The following is a 20,763-nucleotide window of genomic DNA, read 5'->3' as shown; positions in this document are numbered from 1 at the left end:
CCCGGAAGAGCAGCGCCCGGCATACCATTGATTCCCTATCGGCGATGCGCACTATAAGGTGCGCCGGGCACCTTCGGGTGCCGATTGGAGGTGACCAGCGTTGACTTCACCGGCCGTCACACCGACCTGCGGCGAGGGCGAGTTGCGGGATCTGTTGCGCGCATTGATGACCACGATCGGCGACAAGTGGACCCTGGCCGTGGTCGCCACCATGACCGTCGGCGAGCAGCGGTTCACCGCGATTCTGCACAGCGTCGACGGCATCTCGCACCGCATGCTGACCAAGACCCTACGCGGGCTGGAGGACGATGGCCTGGTCTCGCGCACCTTCCACGCCGAGGTCCCGCCCCGGGTCGAGTACGCCCTGACCCCGCTCGGGCTCACCCTGCTGGAACCGCTCGCGGGTCTCAGCCGCTGGGTCGAGCACCACGGCCCGGCCGTACTCGAACACCGCGCCACCCGCCAGCATCAGGAGATCTCGTGACGATGCCCATCGGGGTGGCCATCGCGCCGCCCACGTCCGACAACTACGTCGACCGGACCATCGAACTGGCCCGCGAGGCGCATGCCGCAGGGGTGGGCAGCGTCTGGTTCGGTCAGCGTTTCGACTACGACGCCGCCGCCCTGGCCGCGCTCGCCGGCAACGCCGTGCCCGGCCTCGGGGTCGGCACGTCGGCGATTCCGATCTTCGGCCGGCATCCGCTGCTGGTGGCCGGCCAGGCGCAGACGGCCCAGGCGGCCGCGCACGGGCGGTTCCGGCTCGGGCTCGCGCTCGGCGCGCCGTCGCTGGTCGAGCCGGTTCTGGGTGTCGCGTACGACCGTCCGGCGGCCCGCCTGCGCGAGTTCGTCCTGGCCGTCCGGGAATCGCTGGAAACCGGCCAGGCCAGCCACGACGGTGAGTTCTACCGGGCGAAGCCGCCGATGCCGACCCGGCTGCCCGGAGCCGGCGCGCCGATCCCGGTGCTGGTCGCCGCGATGGGCCCGCAGGCGCTTCGCGTCACCGGCGAGGTGGCCGACGGTATCCTGCCGTTCCTGGCCGGCCCGCGTACGCTCGGCGAGCAGATCGTCCCGGCGCTGACCGCCGCCGCATCAGCGGCCGGACGGCCGGCGCCCCAGGTCGTCGCCATGGTGGCCGGCGCGGTCACCGATGACGTGGAGCGGGCGCGGGCGGCTGCCGCGGCGCAGATGGCCTTCTACGACCGGATTCCGTCGTATCAGCGGGTGATCGCGGCCGAGGGCGCCGAACGGGCGGCCGACCTGGCCGTGTTCGGCGACGAGGAGACGGTGGCGGCCGGCATAGCCCGCTACTTCGAGGCGGGCGCCACCGAGGTGATGCTGACGCAGACCACTCTGGACGGCGAGGAGAACCGGTCGCGGACGTGGAGACTGCTGGGTGAGTTGTCCGGCCGTGTCATACGTTCGGCATACGACGCCGCGACGGGAACCTGACTTTCCACTGACGCGGGCCGGTGCTCGGCCCTGCGAGAGTTCCTCGCATCAGCGGCAAGTCGCCGCGCGTCGTGAGGAGACACCGCACATGAACTACAAGTCCTGGCTGTCCCGGGTGATGGCGAACTGCATCGACGCGATCGTCGTCCTGCCGTTCTTCTCGGGCATCGCGTTCCTCGGCACCCCGGACGAGCCCACCACCATCGGAGCCGTGCTCACGCTCGTCGCGCTGGTCGTGTTCGGGTACAACCGCTGGTATCTGGCGGGCCGGACCGGCCGGAGCTGGGGTCGCATGTTCTTCGGCGGCCGGCTCGTCAGCGACCGCACCGGCCGACCCATCGGCTTCGGTATGGCGTTCGTCCGCGATCTCGCACATCTGCTCGACTCCGCCACCTTCTTCGTCGGGTACCTGCTGCCGCTGGTCACCAGCAAGAAGCAGACTCTCGCCGACATGGTGTGCGGCACCGTGGTGGTCAAGGAATCGGCGGCCGCCGTGCCCAGCCCCGGCGCGGCCTGACGACCCTCCGGTTTTGCTGCTGATACACCAGGAAAGGGTCCGCGGCCCGACACAGGACTTCGCCCGGCGGGTCAGCCAGCTGGTCTTCAGCACGCCGCCGCTGCTCGCCGCCTACGTACAGAAACTGCATCCGGCGCAGGAGGTGACCGTCGCCGCGGTGCTGAGCCGTGCGAAAGGCCACGGCGTTCCCTACGCGCAGGACGATCCGACACCGTGCGCTCTGACCGCCGCCGCCTTCGGATGCCTCATCGCCGTGCAGCACTCATGGCTCGCCTCCGGCGGCGAGCAGGCGTTCGCCGAGGTGCTCGGCCGCGCCTTGGACGCCATCGAACCGACAGCGTGACCGGCGGTACGACACCGGCTCGCGCTGCCGTACCGCCGGTAATCTGTTTCGGTCAGGAACGGTCGCCGAGTAGTGCCTTGGACACCTCGTCCGGGTGGGTCAGCAGGGCTTCGTGGCCGCCGGGGACCAGGATCGGCGGCACGCCGACGCGGGCGGCCAGCTCCGCGCCCGGGGCGGCCAGCGCGGTGTCGTTCTCGGCCAGCACGTAGGTGATCGGCACACCGAGGGTGTCCACACCGGGTAGGTCCTGTGCATCCAGCATGTAGCCGCCGGGCTGCGGCATCAACTGGTCGAACACGACCCGTTGCAGCGCCTCCGGCTGGCCGGGCATCAGGCCCTGCGCGAACGTGCCGAAGTCGATGCCGATGGTGCCGTCCGGCGCGGCCGCGATCGTGTCCCGGACGAATCCCTCCATCGGGCCCATCGCCGCGGCCATCGACTCGCCGGGCCGCGGGATGAACGCGCTGAAGTAGGCGACGCCGGCCAGCCGGCCGCCGAGCCGGTGGGCTGCGCCGGTGATCGGGATGCCGCCCCAGCTGTGCCCGACCAGGACCACGTCGCGCAGGTCACGGTGTTCGACCGCGGCCACGATGTGGTCGACGGCGTCGGTCAGCCGCAGCCCGGCCGGGTCGTCCCCCAGGCTCAGACCGGGCATGGTGAGCGCTGTGGCTGCGTGGCCGGCGGCGCGGACGCGGTGGCCCACCGGATGCCACGACCAGCCGCCGTGCCAGGCCCCGGGAATGAAGACGTAGTGCATCGAACCTCCTCGTACGGGTATGGCCAGACCGTAGCATGATCATCAGAGTCGACTCTGATGATAAGAGCGCTATGTGGTTGATCTAAGATCGGGTCATGTCCCCCACCAACCGCCGCAGCGAATACGCCCGGATGACCCGTGAGGCGATCCTCGACGCGGCGCGCTCGTTCTTCACCGAGCAGGGCTACTACGCGACCAAGGTGGAGCAGATCGCCGAGGCGGCCCGGGTGGCACCGGCAACCGTCTACGCCGTCGGCGGCGGCAAGAGCGGCCTGCTGCGTACGCTGATCGAAACCAGCGTGAACTCCACCGAGAACGGCCGGCTGCTCGCCGAGATCCAGGCCGCCACCGATCCCGGCCACCTGATCAGGCTGGTGGTCGCCGGGACGAGCGCCCGATTCGGTCAGTGGTCCACCCTGATGCGCCAGGTCGTCGCCGCCGCGCCGCAGGAACCCGCCGTCCGGGAGGCGATGGAGATCGCCCACGACAGTCTCCGCAACGGCCTGCGGCTGACAGCGGATCGACTGGCCACCCTGGGCGCGCTCCGCGACGGCCTGGACGCCGCCGACGCCGCGGACATCCTCTGGCTCTACCTGTGCAACGCCGCCTACTTCGTCCGGAGCGACGATCTCGGCTGGCCCCTCGACCGATCCGAGTCATGGCTCAACGTCGCCCTACCCCGCGAGCTCCTTTGCTGACGTACGCGGTCAGCCGCTCCGCCTCTCCGAGGCCCCGCGCATCCGCTGGTCGTGTGTGCCGGACAGGAGCTCGTAAAGGAAGCCGGGCCGGTGTCGAGCTGCGCGGCCGGCCGCCGCATCGTCAACCGTTCCAGCCCTTCCTCCCGCATGATCCCGCCGGGTCCAGGTAGTTGGTCTTGAACTCGCGGGCGGCGCGGCCGTTCCAGTCGGCCAGCGCGTCGGCCGCCGTGTCGATGTGGGCGAACCCGTCCTGCGGCACCGACGGGATGTCGAAGGCCGGTTTGACGGTGTTCTGGGTGGCTCCTCCGGCTACTACGACAGCGCCACCGAGAGCGGTCTCGCCGGCCGGCTCGAACAGGTCGCCCGGCTCCTGTGGGCCGAACGCACCCGTTTCTACCAGCGGGCTCTCGAGGACGAGGGCGACTGGTCGGGTGACGGCACCCCGCAGAACGACGCGGACCACGACTTCTACGAAGGCCGCGAGCAGCTCACCGCGACCGGCACCTCCCCGGACGGCCGGATCACCATCGCGGTGCAGGGCATGCGGACCTGGAACGTCTCCATCGCCGCCGGTACTCTGCGGTCGCTGGACGAGAACGCGTTCGGTACCGCCGTCGGAGCCGCCGCAGCCCGCATGATCAACGACCAGAGCCTGAAGATGCTGCAACTCAAGGCCCGGACGTTCGGTGAATCCCGATGAGGCGCCCACTGCTGTCCCTGCTGCTGATCCTGCTCGCGCCCGTCCTCTGGCTGTCCGGCCTGACCGCGGCCCGCCAGAGCCAACCGGATTTCGCCGACACGAAACGCTCCGGCATCGCGAACGTCGGGTTCTGCAGCGAGCAGGGACCGGTCACCCGCAACGGCTTCGGCTACGCCAGCCACTGCGACTTCGAGGTGACCTGGCCGGACGGCACCAAGGAGACCGTCGCGGTCGACCGTCCCGGCTTCGCCGACGCCACCGAACTCGGTCACGACATCACCCTCGGCGAGATCACACCCGGCACTTACGCTCGCCCCGACCGCGGACCCAAGCCCCTTTACACCGCAACATCCTGGCTTCTGTACGGCCTGGCAGCCGCTTCGCTGGCCGGCGCCTTCATCGGCCTCTACCGCAGCCGACGCCGCTCTGGCCAGGGCTGAAAAGCGCGGCGCGCTCGAAGGGGTGCCCGTGATCCGGTCAGAGTCTGCCCCACAGTTGGTTGGTGGTGCCGGCGCAGTCCCAGAGTTGCAGTGTGGCGCCGTTGGTGCCGACCCAGTCCTTGATGTCGGCGCACCGGCCGGAGGAGATGTTCAGCAGGGTCCGGGCGGCGGTGAGGGTGAACCGTTGCACCGGGTTGGTGTTGCAGTCGGCCAGTTGGAGGGGGGTGCCGTTCGTCAGGGCGCCACCGGCCGGGTCCATGCATTTGCCCATCGCCCGCACGGTGCCGTCGGAGTGGAGTGTCCACTTCTGCGCGTCGGTGCCGTTGCAGTCCCACATCTGTAGACGGGTGCCGTCGTTCGGCAGGCCGTTCGGGATGTCGATGCAGCGGCCGCTGAAGGTGGATTGCAGCATCGTCGCGCCGGGCGTCGGCGGGGTGGTGGGCGGCGCGCCGGGGTCGCAGTCGTTCGTGGTGACGACGTTGTCGGCGTGTGTGGTGCCGGCGGAACGGTAGGCGCCGATCGCGGCGGATGCCTGCGCCGGACTCAGTACCTGTCGTTTGGCGTGGTAGAGGTAGTCGATCGACTGGAGGTAGGTGCTGGTGCCGCCGCTGTGCCCGGCCAGGTCGATGAACCACTGGTTGAAGTCGATCGACATGTTCTGCCGGGGGTAGACCTTGCCGGAGTGGTCGCCGACGAGCGCGCCGTCGATGTAGTAGCGCACGTGACCGTCGGAAACGGTGGCCATGACGTCGTGCCAGCCGTTGATGCTGCGTGCCTGTTTGCTGCTCTGGTTGTCGGCGTACCAGGGGTCGGCGACGTAGGTGTGCCAGGTGGTCTGGTAGTTGATCGGGCCCGGCTCGCCCCAGCCCCCGTTGGGCAGGTATTCGGAGAAGTCCATCTCGGAGTACATCGGGTCACGCGGGGCGGTCAGCGGGGAGATCGTGTAGAAGGTCTGATTCACATGATCGCCGTCCGGGCCGCTGACCGGGGCGTCGGCGAACTTGATCCGGGCCAGGTAGGTGCCTTCGAAGAAGCGGCGGTTGCTCTGGGAGAACTCGGCGTGTGAGGTGCCGCCCGCGGTGCCGTCGGTGACTGCTCTCAGTTGGGCGACCTTCTGCCCGTCCACGGTCGGGAACGACACGTTGTCGGCCAGCCAGCGTGCGCCGCTCACTCCCGGGCCGCCGGTATTGCTGCGGATGCTCCACCCTCGCTGGCCCAGTGCCGCGTCGGTGCGGGACGAGTAGTCGAAGTCGTCGAAGAGCACACCACAGCCGACGGCGGCGCTGCTACCGGGGGCGGTGGCGACCGCGACGGCGGAGAATGCGGCGACAGTCGCGGCCATGGCCGTACCAAAGGCGATCTTGCGGGTGGGGGTGAGTCCCATGGGGGTGGGTTCCTTCGCAGGAGAGATGCCGAGCCGTCTGGATACGGTCGCCCGGTCCAGTGGTGTACGTCAACACCAATCACAAAGGTTTATTTACAGAGCCAAGGCTGCCGGTACGGGCGGTCGCTAGGCGTCCTGCTCAGCGCTCCCGGCCGACGCGGTGCAGACCAGGAACACGTCGGCGCGCCGTTCGACGCCCCTCTCCAGGGACGCCGAACGGCACCGGTCGGATGGCTCAGTCGACGATGTTGACGTAGTAGCGGTCGTTGTCGGTCAGAGGCAGAGTGAAGTCCACCGACAGGATGCGGTCGTTCACGTAGTAGTCACGGACCAGGTTGCCCGCGTCGCTGTTGGCCTTCTTCGCGACGGCTCGTACCGAGAAGTCCCAGTCCGGATGGGCCGCGCCCTCCAGGGTCGAAGCCATCGGGTACTCGTCGCACTGGTCGACAGTGGTGTCCGGTCGTTCCGGCAGCCCGGTATCGGCGTACTCGGCGGCGTTCGGGCCCTCCTTGTAACAGGCACCGCGCACATGGTCCCGGTTCGCCTGGTACTCGGGGTCCACCGCCTCACGGATCCGGTGCAGACCAGGCGCGGCAGCGTCGTCGGCGATGTATCTGCCGGGGATCACCTTGTCCCGGGGGACGGGGAAACCCAAGGGCACCAGCAGCGGGTACGTCCGGTTGGGTTCCAGCTGTGCCAGGTCGATGTGCCGGGCGACCTCGCCGATCGCCAGGTCCGAACGACTCATCGTCAGGTGCGGTGTCACCTCGTTGTGGATGCAGGCCATCGGGTAGACCCCGGCACCCAGCCTGAAGTAGTCGGCCGAGTCGCACCGGATCTGGCGGTACGCGCTGTGTCCCGGATCCGGAACGCCGGGGCCGAGGCCGCGGAACTGCACGTACCACTGTGCGTAGGAGATCTTGTCACGGCCGACACCCGCGGACTCCTGCCCGCGGATGTCCCAGTAGTACCAGTCGTCACTGTTGTCCCACACCACGAACGGCAGCGTCACCGGTCCCCGCGTCGCGGCGCACGTGTTGAAGTCCTCCACGCAGTTGGCGATGAGTTCCAGCGGGACGTACGGGGCAACGAACAGCCGCTCGAACGGGCTCCAGACGTCGTAGTCGACCGATCCCTCCTGCACGCGGGCGAACGTCCGGATCCGCCGGTCGTGGTCGTCGCCATGGGCGAACAGTTCGAGGGTGAACTCGTTCCGGCCGACCAGCACCGGGATGCCGAGCGGGTAGCGCCAGAAGCTCACCGAGGTTTCGAACCGTTTGCAGTACACGAAGCGGTTCATGATCCGGCCGAAGCCGTCCTCGGCGTCGTCGGTCATGCACTGGTCCACCAGTGCCTGATCCGGGGTGTCGCCGATCGCCGGCGCGGCCGTCACGGTGACCTCGTCGGTGGAGGTCGCCGCCTCCTGCGCGGCGGCCTGCCGGGCCTGCCGTTCGGCGGTCGCCGGTGGCAGTGCCGGCTCGTGTGGTGTCGCCGTGTCCACCGCCGTGGACCGCTGCGCGGTCTGCTGCTTCGACACCGCTGGCGGCGTCGTCTTGCCTGCCTCCCGCAGCTTTCCCTCGTCGAGCATCTGCTGGTACTGGGCTTCGGTCAGCGTCACGTTCGCTTCGAAGCGCTCCGCCGCCTCCTTCGGGGTGGCTGCCGGGTCGGCGGCGGCTGCCGGTTCGGTCGCGGCCAACGTGCTGGCCACGATCATCGCGGCGGCCGCTGCGGCGATCATTGTTTTCCCTGTTCTGCGGTACGGTGCCAAGCTGGTCCCCTCACCTTCTGGCCGAACTGCACATGGGTTGCCGGGCCGGTACGGGCCCGGAGTCTGAGGTCGCCGTCAGTGGGCGCTGGGCCCCGCGGCCCAGGGGCCGTCGAACATCGCTGCCGTCAGCGCGGTCCCGGTGAGCACGGTCATCGCGGCGACGGCCCGCTGCGACGGGGGCAGGCCGAGGATGTCGCTGCTGCCGCCGTCACCGTCCGGGCCGGGAAATCCGGCCGCGCGCAGGGTGTCGTCGAAACGCTCCGGCGCGCTGCCCCAGCGGCGGAACGTGGCCGGGTCCAAGCCGGTGACCAGGTCGGCGTCGGCGGCGTACGACAATTCCTCGCGGTTGGGGTTCTTGTAGATGGAACACGCCATGCCACCGGTGGCGGACAGGACGGCCAGCACGTCGGGGTCGGCGCCGACCCAGCCCGTGGAGCCGTCGAACTCCAGCACGAGAGTCAGGCCCGCACCGATCTCGCGGGCGACGAGCAACACCCCGGGAACCGGCCAGGTCAACCCGGCAGCGTCCGCCAGAGTCGGCACCGGCCGGCAGTCCGCCGGATCGACCTCCATACCGGACAAGGCCTCGAACACGTCGCCGCGCGTGAGCGTCACGCACCAGCCCTCACCGAACATGCCTGTCAGGTCAATCGGATCCGCCATCGACAACTCCCCCGTCTTTCGCAGGAAATTGATACAGCTAGATGAATGTCGTGTCCACCCCGTTCCGGTGGCGCACCCGACATCGCCGACAGTCCCACCAGCCGACTCCGGCAGCAAAGACCGTCCGAACGGTACCGACATCGACGTTGGCACCCCCCGGAGAACAGGCAGGTAGGGACCGCGCGCCTCTGCCCGTACCCCTGAGCCGCATGTGCAGGCCGCCGCTCCGCGGCCGGGCGAGGTATGCCGAACGGCATAGGTGGCCGCTGACCGGCGGGAGATGTGCGCGCCCGGAATCCCCGCGACGCTAGATTCCATGATCGAGCTTCACGAACTGACGAAACGGTATGGGGACCGGACGGCGGTGGACCGGGTCACGGTGACCGTGCCATCGGGCAAGGTCACCGCTCTGCTCGGGCCCAACGGCGCCGGGAAGTCCACCGCCATGCGCATGGTGCTCGGCCTGGACCGGCCCACCTCCGGAACCGCCCTGATCGACGGCCGGCGGTACGCCGAGCTGCGCAACCCGCTGCGGCTGGTCGGCGCCCATCTGGACGCGCGGGCCTTCCACCCGCGGCGTACCGGGCGTGCCGGCCTGCTGGCGCTGGCCCGCTACAACGGGTTTCCGCGGGCCCGGGTCGAGGCCGTGGTGGAGGCGGTGGGGATCGGTACCGTCGCCGGCAGACGTGCCGGAACCTATTCGCTGGGGATGGCACAGCGGCTCGGGATCGCCGGCGCGATGCTCGGCGACCCGAGCACGATCATCCTCGACGAGCCGGTCAACGGCCTCGACGCCGACGGCGTGCGGTGGGTGCGCGAACTGGTACGGCGGTGGGCCGGTGACGGGCGCACGGTCCTGGTCTCCAGCCATCTGATGAGCGAGGTGGCGCTGATCGCCGACCGCGTCGTGGTGCTCGGCCGGGGCCGGCTGCTCGCAGACGCGACGATCGCCGAGTTCACCGGCGGGCAGCACGCCACCGTCGAGGTGGCGACGGCGGACGACGGCTCCTTCCGGCTGCTGACGGCGGCGCTGGGTGAACACGGCGAGCAGGTCGGTGCGGACCGTCTGCGGGTCCACGGCCTGCCCGCGGCGACGGTGGGCCATCGGGCTCAGCAGGCCGGGGCGGTGCTGCGCGAGTTGCGTACCGACGCGCCGACCCTGGAGGACGCGTACGTCCGCCTGGTCGAGAACGAGGCCGAGTACGTGGCGGTGGCGGCATGAGGAACGCGATCACCGCCGAGTGGGGCAAGACCTGGTCGCTGCGCTCCCCCTGGTTCTGTGTGGTCGCCGCGGTGCTTCTCACCGTCGGCATGGCCACGACACTGGCCAACGATTTCCGGTACGACGTCGCACAGGGACGTCTGCCCGGGTCCGCGACGCTGGCTGTGCTGGACCCGCTGACGCAGGCGATGCAGCTCGGCCAGCTTGCTCTCGTCGCGCTGGCGATGCTGGTGGTCACCTCCGAGTACGGCACCGGAATGATCCGGTCCACCTTGCTGGCCCGTCCTCGGCGACGTGACGTGCTGCTCGCCAAGACCGCGGTCGCCGCCGTCGCCGGGTTCGCCGCCGGTCTGGCATCGGCGGCGGCCGGCTGGGCTGCCGCCACGCTGGTGCTGGACGATCATGCGGGAACCGGTGAGCCGGTCGCGGCGTGCCTGCGGCTGGCCGTGATCGCGATGCTGGCCTGCATGTTCACCGTCGCGGCCGGGTTCGGGTTGCGCAGCGCCGCCGGCACCCTGACGACGATGTTCGTGTTGCTCATCGGACTGCAACTGGTCGACCCCCGGATCGGTCAGTATCTTCCGGCCGGTGCGGCCGCCGCGTTCGCGTCCGGCGACGGCGTACACCATCTGTGGGTTTTTGCGGCCTGGACCGCCGCCGCCCAGCTGACGGCCGGGTTCTTGCTGGCCCGCCGGGATGCTTAGGGTGTGGGCATGCACGGGTGGGGCCAGTGGTACGTGCTCGCGGCGGCAGCCGTGGTCGGCGGCTGCCTGGTGTGCGGGGGACGTAGTCGCGTCTGGGCGGTGATCGCGCTGCTCAGTGTGGTGGAGGTGGCCGCCGCGGTCGGCGTCGCGCGTACCCAGGACACGGCGTCCTGGCTCGTCGATCAGGTCGTGGTGGTGCTCGCCGTGTTCGCGGCGCTGGCCGGGGCCTACCGCCGGTTGCGTCGCGAGTTCGTCGAGCAGGGCTGGGCGCACGCCCGCGACGCGCGGCTGCACGAGCGGGCCCGGATCGCTGCCGACCTGCACGACACGCTGGGGCATGACCTGGCTCTGCTGTCGTTGCAGGCGGCCGGGATCCAGGTGACGGCGCGGGATCCGGAGACTCGGACGAAGGCCGCGGTGGTTCGCGCGGGTTCGGCGGCGGCGATCGAGACCGTACGCCGCATCGTGGATCTGCTGGACGTCGATGCGGATGCCGACGTTGCGACAGTGCTCGGCCGGGCCCGGGAGGCGGGGATGGCCCTCGAGGTCAGGGGCACCGTGCCCGGAGGAGCGTTGGTGGCCCGGCTCGTCACCGAGGCGCTGTCCAACGCCGTCCGGCACGCGCCCGGCGCTCCGGTGACCGTCACCTTCACCGGTCGGCGGGTGAGGATCACCAACCCGGTGCCGGAACCGGCGGCTACGGGTCGGCCGGGCACCGGGCTGGTCATGTTGTCGGCGCGTCTCGAGCAGGCCGGCGGTTCGCTGACGGCTGGTGTCACCGATGGTGTGTTCCAGGTGGTCGCCGAGGTGCCGGCCGACCTGGATCAGGACGGTGGGCGGCTCGACGACGACTACCGGTCCCGGCGGCGCCGGGCCCGGCGGATGCTGGCAGGTACGGTCGTGATCCCGTTTGCGGTGCTGCTCGTGATGGCGACCGGCTTCTACACCTGGGCGGTCCGTGACGCGTCGATGGAGGAGCGGGCGTTCGCCGGGCTGTGGGTCGGTATGCCGCAGACGGCTGCGATCCGGGTGCTGCCCGGGCGGCAGGCGCCGGTCCGGTTGGATGGTCCGAGCAGGCCGGGATGCCGCTACTTCACCGATGGGAACTATCCGTTGGCGTACGGGAACTATCTGGTCTGTTTCTCGGGGAACCGGGTGTCCCGGTTGGAAGATCGTACCGGGCGGAATCGGTGATCAGGATTCTGCTGGCCGATGATCAGCCGCTGGTACGCGCCGGGTTGAACACCGTGCTGGCCTCCGATCCGGAACTGCAGGTGGTGGCCGAGGTGGCAGACGGCCGGGCCGCGCTGGCGGCGGTCGAGCGGTCACGGCCCGATGTGGCGCTGCTCGACATCCGGATGCCGGGCATGGACGGCCTGACCGCGGCCGAGTCGCTGCGTGCCGGGCACCCCGCGCTCCGCGTCATGATCATCACGACGTTCGACGAGGACCGGTACATCGCCCGTGCGCTGGACGCCGGCGTTCATGGTTTCCTGCTCAAATCCGGTGACCCGTACGAGCTGATCGGTGGGATCAAAGCCGCGATGAACGGCGGTACGGTGCTCGCCCCCGCAGTCGCGCACCGGATCGTCCACGTGCTGCACGGGGGTGAACTACGCAACCGGCTGGCCGCCCGCAGCGGGGTGCAGGCCCTCACACCCCGGGAGCGCGAGGTGCTCGCACTGGTCGGAGCCGGGTTGTCCAACGCCGAGATCGGCAGCCGCCTGCACCTGGCCGCGGGCACCGTGAAAATCCACGTGAGTGCCCTGCTCGGCAAACTCGGCCTCACCAGCCGGGTACAAGCGGCTGTTTACGCCTACCGGGCAGGCCTCGCCGAGTAGGGCCGGTGTCGGACAGCGGTTCTGTGCTCTGCCTGCCGATCCGGCGGGCACGGAAGGCGAGGCGAGCCGTGCCGCGGCTGCCGGGCGTGAGCGGTCCGACATGGTCTGACCGACTTGCATCACCGGCCCCGATGGTGGCCGCCGCCTGCTGTACAACCGCTGTCCGCATTTGACTTGTCCAATTCTATTAGTCGCCGCGAATACCGGAGAAATACGGGTTTGCCGAATCCCGGAGAATATGCAACCGGCTTGATTTCGGCGGCCCGTCGGGTTGACGATCGATCGGTATAGTGGTGGCAGGATCATCGGCATTGGGGACCATCCTGCGAGGGTGAATTGTCGCTTCTCCATCGAGCTCACGGCGGATGGAGCGCCGGGAACTGGCCGGTCGACAGTGCCCGATAGCGAGGATCGCGATTCGTCGTTCGTCCAGCGCAGCCGGCAGAAGATCCAGATGGAGATCGTCGACCAGCTGTGCCGTTGCCTGACTTCCATGCCCGATGAACCGCCCCTCGGCCGACATGTCGTCCATGACATGGCGACCAAGGAAGCGGCTGTCCAGACTGCCGACCTATCACCTGAGGTTCTGGAAACAGATTCAGAAGTCCGCACTGCGGGAGAGCTTCTCGTTCGCGCGCAGTTCGGTGAGGGCGTTCTCGTGCATGGCGACGACGACGTCGTAGCCGGAGTTGCCGAGCACGATGCGGTGCGGCGCGACGGGTGCGCTCATCGCGCTGATCACGGCCTGCACGCCGCGTTGCGGGTCACCCGCCTGCTTGCCGTTGTGGTCCACGAACGCCGCCTTGACCCCTTCGACCATCGCCACATAGGCGTCGACGGTCTCGTCGACAGGCTCGTTCTGGAAATAGGAGAAGGCACTGGTACGGAACGCCCCCGGCTCCACCGCGAGCACCCGCACCCCGAACGGCTCGACCTCCTGCCGCAGCGTCTCGGTGAGTCCCTCGATCGCGAACTTCGCCGCCGTGTAGTAACCGAACCCCGGTGAACCGACCAGACCGGCCACCGACGACATGTTCACGATCCAGCCGCTACCGCGCGCCCGCATACCCGGCAGAACCGCCCGGATCACGTCGACCACAGCGAACAGATTCAGATCGAACGTACGACGGACCGTCTCGTCAGGGGCACCCTCGATCGAGCCGTACCAGCCACGACCCGCATTGTTGACCAGCACATCGATCCCGCCGAACCGCTCCTCCGCCGACGCGACCGCCGCACGCACCTGCCCGGCATCGGTGACGTCGAGCGGGACGACCAGAACTCGATCGCCGTACGGCGCCGCCCACTCCCGCAATTCAGCAGGCCGACGCGCGGTTACGGCCACCTGATCACCCTGCGCGAGTGCGGCCTCGGCGTAGACCAGGCCGAAACCTCCGGGCGTACCACCGGTGATGAACCAAGTCTTCATGAACTTCCTCTTTTCGCTTTAAATACTGATGCTCAGCTATACGTTCTGGATCGGACCTGCTGGAACTGGCGACATCTGCCGGCCCTCCGATGCGGCGTGCGGCATGGAGCCGCAAGCAAGCCGGCCTGGTCACGACCGGCACGGCCCCGACCTGCTGACCGTTACGCCTGGGTGATCGTCAAGGCGCTGACGCGGTTGTCCTTCGTGACGAAGTCGAACGCGAAGGGCCACGGCCCGCCCGGCAGGTCGGCGTTGGACGAGGCCACGAGACGACCGTCCTCGAACGGGGTCGGCGAGAGCACGACCCGCGGACCGATCATGTGCGACTGGATCCAGCCGCGGATCTCCGCCTCGCCGGTGAGGGTGCTGCCGTCGTCGCGAACGACAGCGCCGTCCGCGAAGACCCCGAACAGCGCTTCGGCGTCGTGGGCATTGGCGGCGGCGACGAAGCTCCCGACGGCCTCGGGCAGATTGATGTCACTCACGGTTCTCCCCTTTCACTGCCTGGACGCGAGTGCGGCCAGACCTGCTCGACAGCACTTCCGGAGACGTCAGAGGCGAGGCGACTTCCCCTGCGGCAACTACCCGTTTTGCTGTCCTGAAGGACAGTATCACGAATTTACTGTCCCCAGGGACACTAGTTTTCGGGACTTCTGCGGCGCCGGACAGTAGAGTTCCGGCGTGGGTAACACTGCAGATGCCGGCCGGGCACGATCTCTACACGCGAGCGACTTCCCGTACCGCTCCGAACTGCTCGCCAACCTCAGCGCGCTCATCCTTCTGTGGGACTCGCCCGCCCTACAGGGAGAGATCCTCGCCAAGAGCGGGGAGACCATCGATCAGCAGTCGCACCAGACCCTGAGGCACCTTCTGGCCTGGGGCCCGATGCGGCCGACCGCACTTTCCGAGGTCCTCGCGACCGGGGCATCACACGTCAGCAAGATCATTCGGCGGCTCGAAGGCGACGGCCTGGTCGAGCGAACGACGGACCCCTCCGACGGCCGGGCAACCCTCATCAGGCTCACCGAGGCCGGTGAGGCCGCGGCCCGCAGCGTTTACGCACTGGGTGACCGAATGATCTCCGAAGTCATCGCGGGCTGGTCGGCCGCCGACGTCCGCACCTACACCGAGCTCACCGAAAGATTCGTGAAGGACGCCATCACCTCAGCCGACCGCATGCTCGAACGGGGCCTCCTTCCCCCGGAGGGCTAGATCGCGACGTTCCGCGCGGGCACGGGTGCGTGCCGGCTCGGTCCCGACACGTCGACGGCCGGCACCCGCCAGCCCCGGGAGGCCAGCCAGACGCTCCATCTCCTTGCCGGTTTGTTCGGTCACAGCCCGTGCCGACGGTCACCCAGAACCTGCTCGCAGACCTGGCGCTCGGCGGCCGCGGAGAACACCGATTCTTCCTCCAGGGGTGCGGTCGCGGACCGGACGGCCAGGTCGGCGTCCTCCTCGATCAGCGAGCTGTTCACGGCGGCCGCGACCGTCAGAGCTGCGGCGACCGAGCCGGCTACCTGCGCGAACAGGTCGGTGGCGTTACCCGCCGCATACACCCCCGGCACCGCGGTCGCGCCCGTCGGGCCCGCTTCCAGTCGGCTGCCCACGACGGTTTCGCCCATCATGAACGGCACCGGGACCAGCCCGAGCGGCTCCAGGAAACCCACCCGGGCGTGCAGGGTGTTGCTGATCGCCAGCGCGTCGCAGTTCACGACGTGCCCACCGGCCAGGCGCATCCCGGTCAACCGGTCCCCGGCCACGACGACCTCCTCGACCGGGCCGATGACCACCTCGACGCCGCGGGCGGCGAACCGCTCCCACTGCTGCTCGCTGGGCTCCACCCCAGGGTCGAGGACGACGGTCAGCCGCTCGCTGAGCTGCCGCCACAACAGCACCGCGTGCAGCGCCACCGCTGAGGTGGCGAGTACGGCCAGTCGCTGGTCGCGGACCTCCCACCCGTGGCAGTACGGGCAGTGCAGCACGTCGCGGCCCCACCGTACGGCCAGGCCCGTGATGTTCGGCAGTTCGTCAACCAGGCCACTGGCCACCAACACCCGGCGTGCCGTCAATGTGCCGCCGCCGGCGAGTTCGACAGTGAACCGCGGCGCGGACACCGCCCCCGGTGTGGCGTGCCGGACGGCGGTCACCGCACCGTCGATGATCTGCCCGCCGTATCCGCGGAGCTCCCGCCGTCCCGCGGCGACCAGTTCGGCCGGCGGCAGCCCGTCGCGGGACAGGTAATTGTGCACCCCGTCGGCGGAGGCGTTGCGCGGCTGCCCGGCATCAACCACGGCGACCCGGTGCCGGAACCGGGCCAGCGATGTCGCCGCGGCCAGGCCGGCGGCCCCACCGCCGATCACCAGCACATCCGTGTCCACCTCGGTGAATTCGTTCTCGATCATGGTGACCACCTCCGCCGCCACTGTCACCCAACCTCCGCAAGTATGGCAAGTTAGTTTGCCGAAATGGCAAGTCCGCGAATGAGTCAACCTGTCTGCGACGAAGTCCTCGCCCTCTACGGGGGTGCCGGCGCCTACGCCAGGAACCCACGCCCTGGACGCCGCTACTCGGTACTGTCGGGCATTCCTTCAACGTCGACTCCACGAGGACCCGTGCCGAACGTCTTCCGCGCCCGCCTTGCCCTGTTCGTATCCGGGCTGTGTCTGCTCGCAGGCGGCGCCGCCTGCGATCCGTCCGGTGACCGGGATACCCGGCCGACCGCATCCGGCACCGCCCCCGCGTCCGGCCGGGTGGACCTGCTCGCCGGGGACTGGAGTCACCTGCCGGGAGGGACCGTCGGATCCGGCGGCGTGCGCATCCACGGCCTGGGACGGCAGATCGTGGAGCAGGACGGCACGGGCGGGCAACCCCATCCCCCGGTCAACCTGCGCGGCCCGCAGCTCACGGTTCACGGTGACTTCCAGGTCAGCGCGACGTTGCACCGTCCGGCCGGCCAGATCGCGTCGCTGTACCTGTACGGCGAGGTCCCGATCGTCTACGACGAATGGTTACAGAACCGGCGGGGCCTGCGAGTCACCGTCTCGGACCGAGACCTGAAACTGACCGTCTGGGACGGCCGTTCCGCCGCACCGGTCGCGGACCGAACCGCGCCGATCACGTCACCCGCCACGATCACCGTCACGTTCGAACGTCACGGCGGCGTCCTGATGCTGTCCACCGGCGACACTCGCGTGTCCGTCCCCGATCCGGGCGTATTCGACGCCGGCTCCGTCACCTTCGGCGTCGACGCCGTACCCGGCGCGCCGGATTGGACCCTGGCAGCACTTGACGCCGACGGCGTCGCAGTCCGTGACACCCCACTGGCGGGACAGTCGAGCCAGTCCCCGGACTCCCTGCGTGTCCTGGCCGATACCACCGGCCGCCGGCTACCGATCGGGGCCGCGATGGCAGCCGAACCACTGATCAGCGACGACGGCTACCGCACCCTCGCCGCCACCCAGTTCTCGATGCTCACCACCGAGAACGCCCTCAAGCCCCAGTTCGTGCACCCGGGGCCGGACACCTACGACTTCACCGAGGGTGACCTGCTGGCCGACTTCGCAGCCGCCAACGACATGAGGGTGCACGCGCACACCCTGGTCTTCGGGGAGGCCAACCCGCGCTGGATGCAACAGGTCGCCCTCGCCGACCGGGAACGCGTGATGACCGAACATATCCGGACCGTCGCCGGTCACTACCGTGGCCGGGTCGCGGAATGGGACGTGGTCAACGAACCGTTGTCGCCGGACGATGACGGACCCGACGGCCGTCCCGGTCTGCGCGAGCACCTGTGGCAGGAAGCGATGGGCGAGTCGTACATCGACAAGGCCTTCATCGCCGCCCGCGCCGCCGACCCCGAGGCGAAGCTGTACCTCAACGAGTTCGGTGCCGAGGCCGACGGCCCCCGCTGGGACGCCCTGTACGACCTGGTCGTCCGCCTCCAGGAACGTGGCGTGCCCATCGACGGCGTCGGCTTCCAGAGCCACATCCATGAAGCCGGTGACCACGTCGACCCCGCGGTGCTCCGGTCCCACATCGCCGACCTGGCCGAACTCGGCCTGTCCGCGCGCATCTCCGAGATCGACGTGTACGGCGAATCACCGAGCGTCCAGGCCGGCCAGTTCGCCGGCGTACTCGGCGCCTGCCTGTCCGAACCGACCTGCACCTCGTTCAGCATCTGGGGTATCACCGATCGCTACGGCTCCACCGCCGAACACGACAGCTATCCCCTCGAAACCGGTGACGAACTGCCGTGGGACCAGCAATTACGCCCGAAGCCCGCGGTCGCCGCCCTGCGGGACACCCTACGAGCCGCCCGCCGGTGATGCCTTTGGTCTTGCTGGATGCTGGACCGCACCCGCCGCCCCAGGAGATGGTAGGACCCATGGTGTTCGGCTGGCGCAAGAAGAAACATGACGACGGCGATCTCGGACTCGGGCTCGCGCCGGAGATCGGCCGCAGCCGGGACGGTCGTTACCCCCGCACGTTCGCGCCGAAGCCGGGCACCGTCTGGTTCGAGGTCGAGGGCCGCTGCTCGGACGGTTCCTTCTCCCCGGACGGCCGCGAGCTGGCTGTCGCCTCCGGCGGCGAGCGGGTCAACGGCACCCCGGACGTGCACCTCGGCGTCTATTCCACCGAGGACGGCACCCTGCGGTACGAGTACGACCTGCAGGCCTACCACGTGTCGGTGGTGCATTCCGGCGACGGTGTGTTCGTCGCCGACTGGCAGCATCGCGGCGACATGCTGGAACCCGGCGCGCTGGTGCACTACACCGCCTCCCAGCGCGCGGTGCTGGTGGGACAGGCCGGGATCAACCCGATGGTCGGTACGGCTACCGGGGTGGCGGCCCTGACGTACGAGGGTGATCTCCTGATCGGTGGCATCGCCGGTGTCGACGTGGCCGGGCGGCCCGGACCGGTGGCGTGTCTCGCCGCCGACCGGGACAGCGGCCGCCTCGCCGCCGGCGGCGACAGCCTGGTCCTGCTCGACGAGCACGGCCGGACCCTGGCCAGCGCCCCGGTCGACCGGGAGCTGCACCAGGTGGCCTTCCTCAGCCCGGACCGGCTGGTCAGCTTCGACGGCGAGAAGGTACACCTGTGGCAGCACCGGGCCGGCGACCTGACCGCGGTCGCCGGCGTCAAGGCGATGGCCGGAGCCCAGCGGCTGGCCGCCCTCCCCCGCCTCGGCGTGGTCCTGGCCGGCAGCCGGCACCTGAGCGAGATCACGATGGTACGCATCGACGGCGACACGGTCCTCCCCGAGCGGCCCCCGGCCGCCCTGACCGGCGGCGACCTGTGGCACTGCGCGAACGAGGACCTGCTGGCGGTGCCGAGCCGTTACAACCACTTCCTGCCCCCGGCCCCGGAACAGGTGGAGATCTTCCGGACCGCCGCACTGTTCTGAGAGGGCCGGGGTCACCCGCCTGTCCTGCCGGCACTTCCCGTGTCGTGGAACACGCAGGTGGCTGCGTGGGTCATCGCGTCTCGGACACCTCGACCTCCGCGTCCGGCACCACCGGCGGGAGATCCTCCTCGAGAACGCTGCCCCACTCCCCGGTGGCCTGCGGCGCCGCCGACTCGCCGACTCGGCGGCCGTCGCCGTTCTCGTCCGGTACCCCCTCGTCCTGGGCCTTCGCCTCATGGGCGGCGTCCTGCTCCGGGTTCTGCGACACGGTGATCTCCTCACAACGCTGGCGGAGGGCGTAGGAAGCCCGCCCGTCCGGCGAATACCCCCGTCACCTGCGTCTTAACGCTTCGCTGCGGCGCGGGGGTGACATCGCCGGGCACGTGGCCGGAAGCGGGTGACGTCTCCGACCTCGCCGGGGATCTTGATGGCGGTGAGCAAGCCACGGTCACCAAGCCGGTCGCTCCGGTCCCACCCGGGAACGGCTCGGCCTGCCCCGGCCGGACAAAACTCCGCTGTCCGACGCGGAGTTCGCCGGTGCCCGCGACTGGGCCGCCGACCGGACCCCATCGGGCCGCCTCGGCGAACCCGCTGACCTGGCCGGCGCCGCACTCTTTCTCGCGCCCGCGGGCGCACCTTCGGCAACGGCGCGGAACTGTTCGTCGACGGCGGCTACGCGCAATTTTGACCACGCGAGGGATATCGACACGGACGTCACTCCAGTGCCGTCCGTGTCGTTGACCGGATTGCCGCGATGGCAGATGACGTCACCGTCAGGCGAACTTGGCTGCGGCCACGTGGGCCGGTGCACGCTCAGCGAGCCCGGTTGCGGTCCGTGCGACGGTGGTCGCTCATCGCCTCGGAGCTCAGCTGCCGGTCCGGGGAGACGAATTGGTCGCAGCCGGGGCGTCCGTTTCCGGTGCAGCGAGGCATCGTGAACGGGTCAGCGCGGATACCGTCGATTCACACTGACCTGAAATGCCCAAACTTGTGAAGCGGACGAGCGGAACGCTGCCTGCTGATCATCCGCCCGGGTGCAATGTCTTCTGCACCCAGAGGACCATTCCCTTGGTGAGTTCGTACAGCGGCTGGACCTGTCGGGCTCTCTGTCTCCGCCGCGATTCTGCCAGTTTGCGGGCCAAGCCCTCGTCCCAGTAGTCCTTCACGACCTCGGCGATCAGGTCGTACAGCTCGGGTGATGGCGGTGGTATCGGTGCCGGCATCGGCATATCGCCGGTGGTGAACTCCTGTTGAGGTGGATCGTTGGGGTCGTCGTCATAAACCACGGCAACTCCTCGAAGTCGTTGGCGTACTCAGCGTAAGCACGCTGCCGCGTGCCGATTAACGACCGATGCCTGCCGCGGTCCTGCCGGGAGTTGGCAGAAACCTGACCTCCTGGCGCGTCGATCAACCAATCGGCAAGAACCGATGCCTACGCTGTAGC

Annotated in this window: 25 protein-coding genes; 14 read left to right on the top strand and 11 right to left on the bottom strand. The window is 69.3% G+C overall.

All coding sequences use genetic code 11. From position 1 onward, the window contains the following. Nucleotides 1-100 precede the first annotated feature (100 nt). From Aco03nite_RS45985 to Aco03nite_RS45970, 4 genes are all read left to right on the top strand, one after another. Entirely contained in the window at nt 101-484 is a 384-nt protein-coding gene (locus tag Aco03nite_RS45985) for a winged helix-turn-helix transcriptional regulator (protein WP_239145980.1), read from the top strand. Nucleotides 485-486: 2 nt separating this feature from the next. After that, nucleotides 487-1,449: a TIGR03564 family F420-dependent LLM class oxidoreductase gene (locus Aco03nite_RS45980; RefSeq protein ID WP_239145985.1), complete on the top strand. Its 963-nt coding sequence runs from the start codon at nt 487-489 to the stop codon at nt 1,447-1,449. Between the two features lie 88 nt (nt 1,450-1,537). Further along, nucleotides 1,538-1,966 (top strand): RDD family protein, encoded by a 429-nt coding sequence (locus tag Aco03nite_RS45975; RefSeq protein ID WP_203808265.1) that lies wholly within the window; start codon nt 1,538-1,540, stop codon nt 1,964-1,966. Between the two features lie 13 nt (nt 1,967-1,979). After that, nucleotides 1,980-2,309, top strand: a complete 330-nt coding sequence (locus Aco03nite_RS45970; protein ID WP_203808263.1) for an acyl-CoA-like ligand-binding transcription factor — start codon at nt 1,980-1,982, stop codon at nt 2,307-2,309. Nucleotides 2,310-2,361: 52 nt separating this feature from the next. Here the strand turns inward: Aco03nite_RS45970 and Aco03nite_RS45965 are convergent, their stop codons facing one another. Continuing rightward, nucleotides 2,362-3,066 carry an alpha/beta fold hydrolase gene (locus tag Aco03nite_RS45965; protein ID WP_203808261.1) on the bottom strand — a complete coding sequence of 235 codons (705 nt, stop codon included), beginning with the start codon at nt 3,064-3,066 and terminating at the stop codon, nt 2,362-2,364. A 95-nt stretch (nt 3,067-3,161) separates the two neighbouring features. On the opposite strand from Aco03nite_RS45965, the gene Aco03nite_RS45960 reads away from it, so the two are divergent. Next, entirely contained in the window at nt 3,162-3,764 is a 603-nt protein-coding gene (locus Aco03nite_RS45960; RefSeq protein WP_203808259.1) for a TetR/AcrR family transcriptional regulator, read from the top strand. Between the two features lie 121 nt (nt 3,765-3,885). On the opposite strand, the gene Aco03nite_RS45955 is transcribed toward Aco03nite_RS45960, so the two are convergent. Then, nucleotides 3,886-4,023 (bottom strand): hypothetical protein, encoded by a 138-nt coding sequence (locus tag Aco03nite_RS45955; protein ID WP_203808257.1) that lies wholly within the window; start codon nt 4,021-4,023, stop codon nt 3,886-3,888. Here Aco03nite_RS45955 and Aco03nite_RS45950 point away from each other — a divergent pair. Together Aco03nite_RS45950 and Aco03nite_RS45945 are read left to right on the top strand one after the other, a co-directional pair. After that, nucleotides 4,000-4,464, top strand: a complete 465-nt coding sequence (locus Aco03nite_RS45950) for a hypothetical protein (protein WP_203808255.1) — start codon at nt 4,000-4,002, stop codon at nt 4,462-4,464. The two genes, Aco03nite_RS45955 and Aco03nite_RS45950, sit on opposite strands and share 24 nt — an antisense overlap. Next, complete coding sequence (locus Aco03nite_RS45945) at nt 4,461-4,904, top strand: DUF6346 domain-containing protein (RefSeq protein WP_203808253.1); 444 nt, start codon at nt 4,461-4,463, stop codon at nt 4,902-4,904. The genes Aco03nite_RS45950 and Aco03nite_RS45945 overlap by 4 nt, the downstream gene beginning before the upstream one ends. Before the next feature lie 37 nt (nt 4,905-4,941). Here Aco03nite_RS45945 and Aco03nite_RS53735 read toward each other — a convergent pair whose 3' ends face one another. From Aco03nite_RS53735 to Aco03nite_RS45930, 3 genes are all read right to left on the bottom strand, one after another. After that, a complete protein-coding gene (locus Aco03nite_RS53735) occupies nt 4,942-6,288 on the bottom strand; it encodes a ricin-type beta-trefoil lectin domain protein (RefSeq protein WP_239145979.1) in 1,347 nt (448 codons plus the stop codon). A gap of 235 nt (nt 6,289-6,523) precedes the next feature. Next, nucleotides 6,524-8,026: a NucA/NucB deoxyribonuclease domain-containing protein gene (locus Aco03nite_RS45935; RefSeq protein WP_203808251.1), complete on the bottom strand. Its 1,503-nt coding sequence runs from the start codon at nt 8,024-8,026 to the stop codon at nt 6,524-6,526. Between the two features lie 105 nt (nt 8,027-8,131). Beyond that, on the bottom strand, nt 8,132-8,719 hold the full coding sequence (locus Aco03nite_RS45930) for a DUF6461 domain-containing protein (RefSeq protein ID WP_203808249.1): 588 nt from the start codon (nt 8,717-8,719) through the stop codon (nt 8,132-8,134). A 316-nt stretch (nt 8,720-9,035) separates the two neighbouring features. Between Aco03nite_RS45930 and Aco03nite_RS45925 the strand changes: the two genes are divergently transcribed. The 4 genes from Aco03nite_RS45925 to Aco03nite_RS45910 are packed head-to-tail and all read left to right on the top strand — an operon-like array spanning nt 9,036 to nt 12,486. Continuing rightward, nucleotides 9,036-9,941, top strand: coding sequence for an ATP-binding cassette domain-containing protein (locus tag Aco03nite_RS45925; protein WP_203808246.1), 906 nt, complete (start codon nt 9,036-9,038; stop codon nt 9,939-9,941). After that, nucleotides 9,938-10,645, top strand: coding sequence for a hypothetical protein (locus Aco03nite_RS45920; RefSeq protein WP_203808244.1), 708 nt, complete (start codon nt 9,938-9,940; stop codon nt 10,643-10,645). The genes Aco03nite_RS45925 and Aco03nite_RS45920 overlap by 4 nt, the downstream gene beginning before the upstream one ends. Before the next feature lie 9 nt (nt 10,646-10,654). Further along, on the top strand, nt 10,655-11,839 hold the full coding sequence (locus tag Aco03nite_RS45915) for a sensor histidine kinase (protein ID WP_203808242.1): 1,185 nt from the start codon (nt 10,655-10,657) through the stop codon (nt 11,837-11,839). After that, the gene (locus Aco03nite_RS45910) at nt 11,836-12,486 is read left to right on the top strand and encodes a response regulator (RefSeq protein WP_203808240.1); all 651 of its coding nucleotides are present in this window, start codon (nt 11,836-11,838) and stop codon (nt 12,484-12,486) included. The genes Aco03nite_RS45915 and Aco03nite_RS45910 overlap by 4 nt, the downstream gene beginning before the upstream one ends. 187 nt (nt 12,487-12,673) lie before the next feature. Here Aco03nite_RS45910 and Aco03nite_RS45905 read toward each other — a convergent pair whose 3' ends face one another. The 3 genes from Aco03nite_RS45905 to Aco03nite_RS45895 form a co-directional block, all read right to left on the bottom strand. After that, nucleotides 12,674-13,018 carry a hypothetical protein gene (locus tag Aco03nite_RS45905; RefSeq protein ID WP_203808238.1) on the bottom strand — a complete coding sequence of 115 codons (345 nt, stop codon included), beginning with the start codon at nt 13,016-13,018 and terminating at the stop codon, nt 12,674-12,676. A 66-nt stretch (nt 13,019-13,084) separates the two neighbouring features. Beyond that, nucleotides 13,085-13,915 (bottom strand): SDR family NAD(P)-dependent oxidoreductase, encoded by an 831-nt coding sequence (locus Aco03nite_RS45900; protein ID WP_203808236.1) that lies wholly within the window; start codon nt 13,913-13,915, stop codon nt 13,085-13,087. 161 nt (nt 13,916-14,076) lie between these two features. Then, nucleotides 14,077-14,400, bottom strand: coding sequence for a nuclear transport factor 2 family protein (locus Aco03nite_RS45895; protein ID WP_203808234.1), 324 nt, complete (start codon nt 14,398-14,400; stop codon nt 14,077-14,079). 196 nt (nt 14,401-14,596) lie between these two features. Here Aco03nite_RS45895 and Aco03nite_RS45890 point away from each other — a divergent pair, with 196 nt between their 5' ends. After that, nucleotides 14,597-15,127: a MarR family winged helix-turn-helix transcriptional regulator gene (locus Aco03nite_RS45890; protein WP_203808232.1), complete on the top strand. Its 531-nt coding sequence runs from the start codon at nt 14,597-14,599 to the stop codon at nt 15,125-15,127. 119 nt (nt 15,128-15,246) lie between these two features. Here the strand turns inward: Aco03nite_RS45890 and Aco03nite_RS45885 are convergent, their stop codons facing one another. After that, on the bottom strand, nt 15,247-16,317 hold the full coding sequence (locus Aco03nite_RS45885) for an NAD(P)/FAD-dependent oxidoreductase (RefSeq protein ID WP_203808230.1): 1,071 nt from the start codon (nt 16,315-16,317) through the stop codon (nt 15,247-15,249). Nucleotides 16,318-16,527: 210 nt separating this feature from the next. On the opposite strand from Aco03nite_RS45885, the gene Aco03nite_RS45880 reads away from it, so the two are divergent. After that, complete coding sequence (locus tag Aco03nite_RS45880) at nt 16,528-18,240, top strand: endo-1,4-beta-xylanase (RefSeq protein WP_239145978.1); 1,713 nt, start codon at nt 16,528-16,530, stop codon at nt 18,238-18,240. A gap of 59 nt (nt 18,241-18,299) precedes the next feature. Then, nucleotides 18,300-19,319: a hypothetical protein gene (locus tag Aco03nite_RS45875; protein WP_203808226.1), complete on the top strand. Its 1,020-nt coding sequence runs from the start codon at nt 18,300-18,302 to the stop codon at nt 19,317-19,319. A 70-nt stretch (nt 19,320-19,389) separates the two neighbouring features. Here Aco03nite_RS45875 and Aco03nite_RS45870 read toward each other — a convergent pair whose 3' ends face one another. Together Aco03nite_RS45870 and Aco03nite_RS45865 are read right to left on the bottom strand one after the other, a co-directional pair. Next, nucleotides 19,390-19,587 (bottom strand): hypothetical protein, encoded by a 198-nt coding sequence (locus Aco03nite_RS45870; RefSeq protein WP_203808224.1) that lies wholly within the window; start codon nt 19,585-19,587, stop codon nt 19,390-19,392. Nucleotides 19,588-20,341: 754 nt separating this feature from the next. Beyond that, a complete protein-coding gene (locus Aco03nite_RS45865) occupies nt 20,342-20,605 on the bottom strand; it encodes a hypothetical protein (RefSeq protein ID WP_203808222.1) in 264 nt (87 codons plus the stop codon). Nucleotides 20,606-20,763: the final 158 nt, after the last annotated feature.

This window comes from Actinoplanes couchii, assembly GCF_016862075.1.
Classification (GTDB): Bacteria; Actinomycetota; Actinomycetes; order Mycobacteriales; family Micromonosporaceae; genus Actinoplanes; species Actinoplanes couchii.
This window is presented reverse-complemented; position numbering and strand designations above follow the sequence as displayed.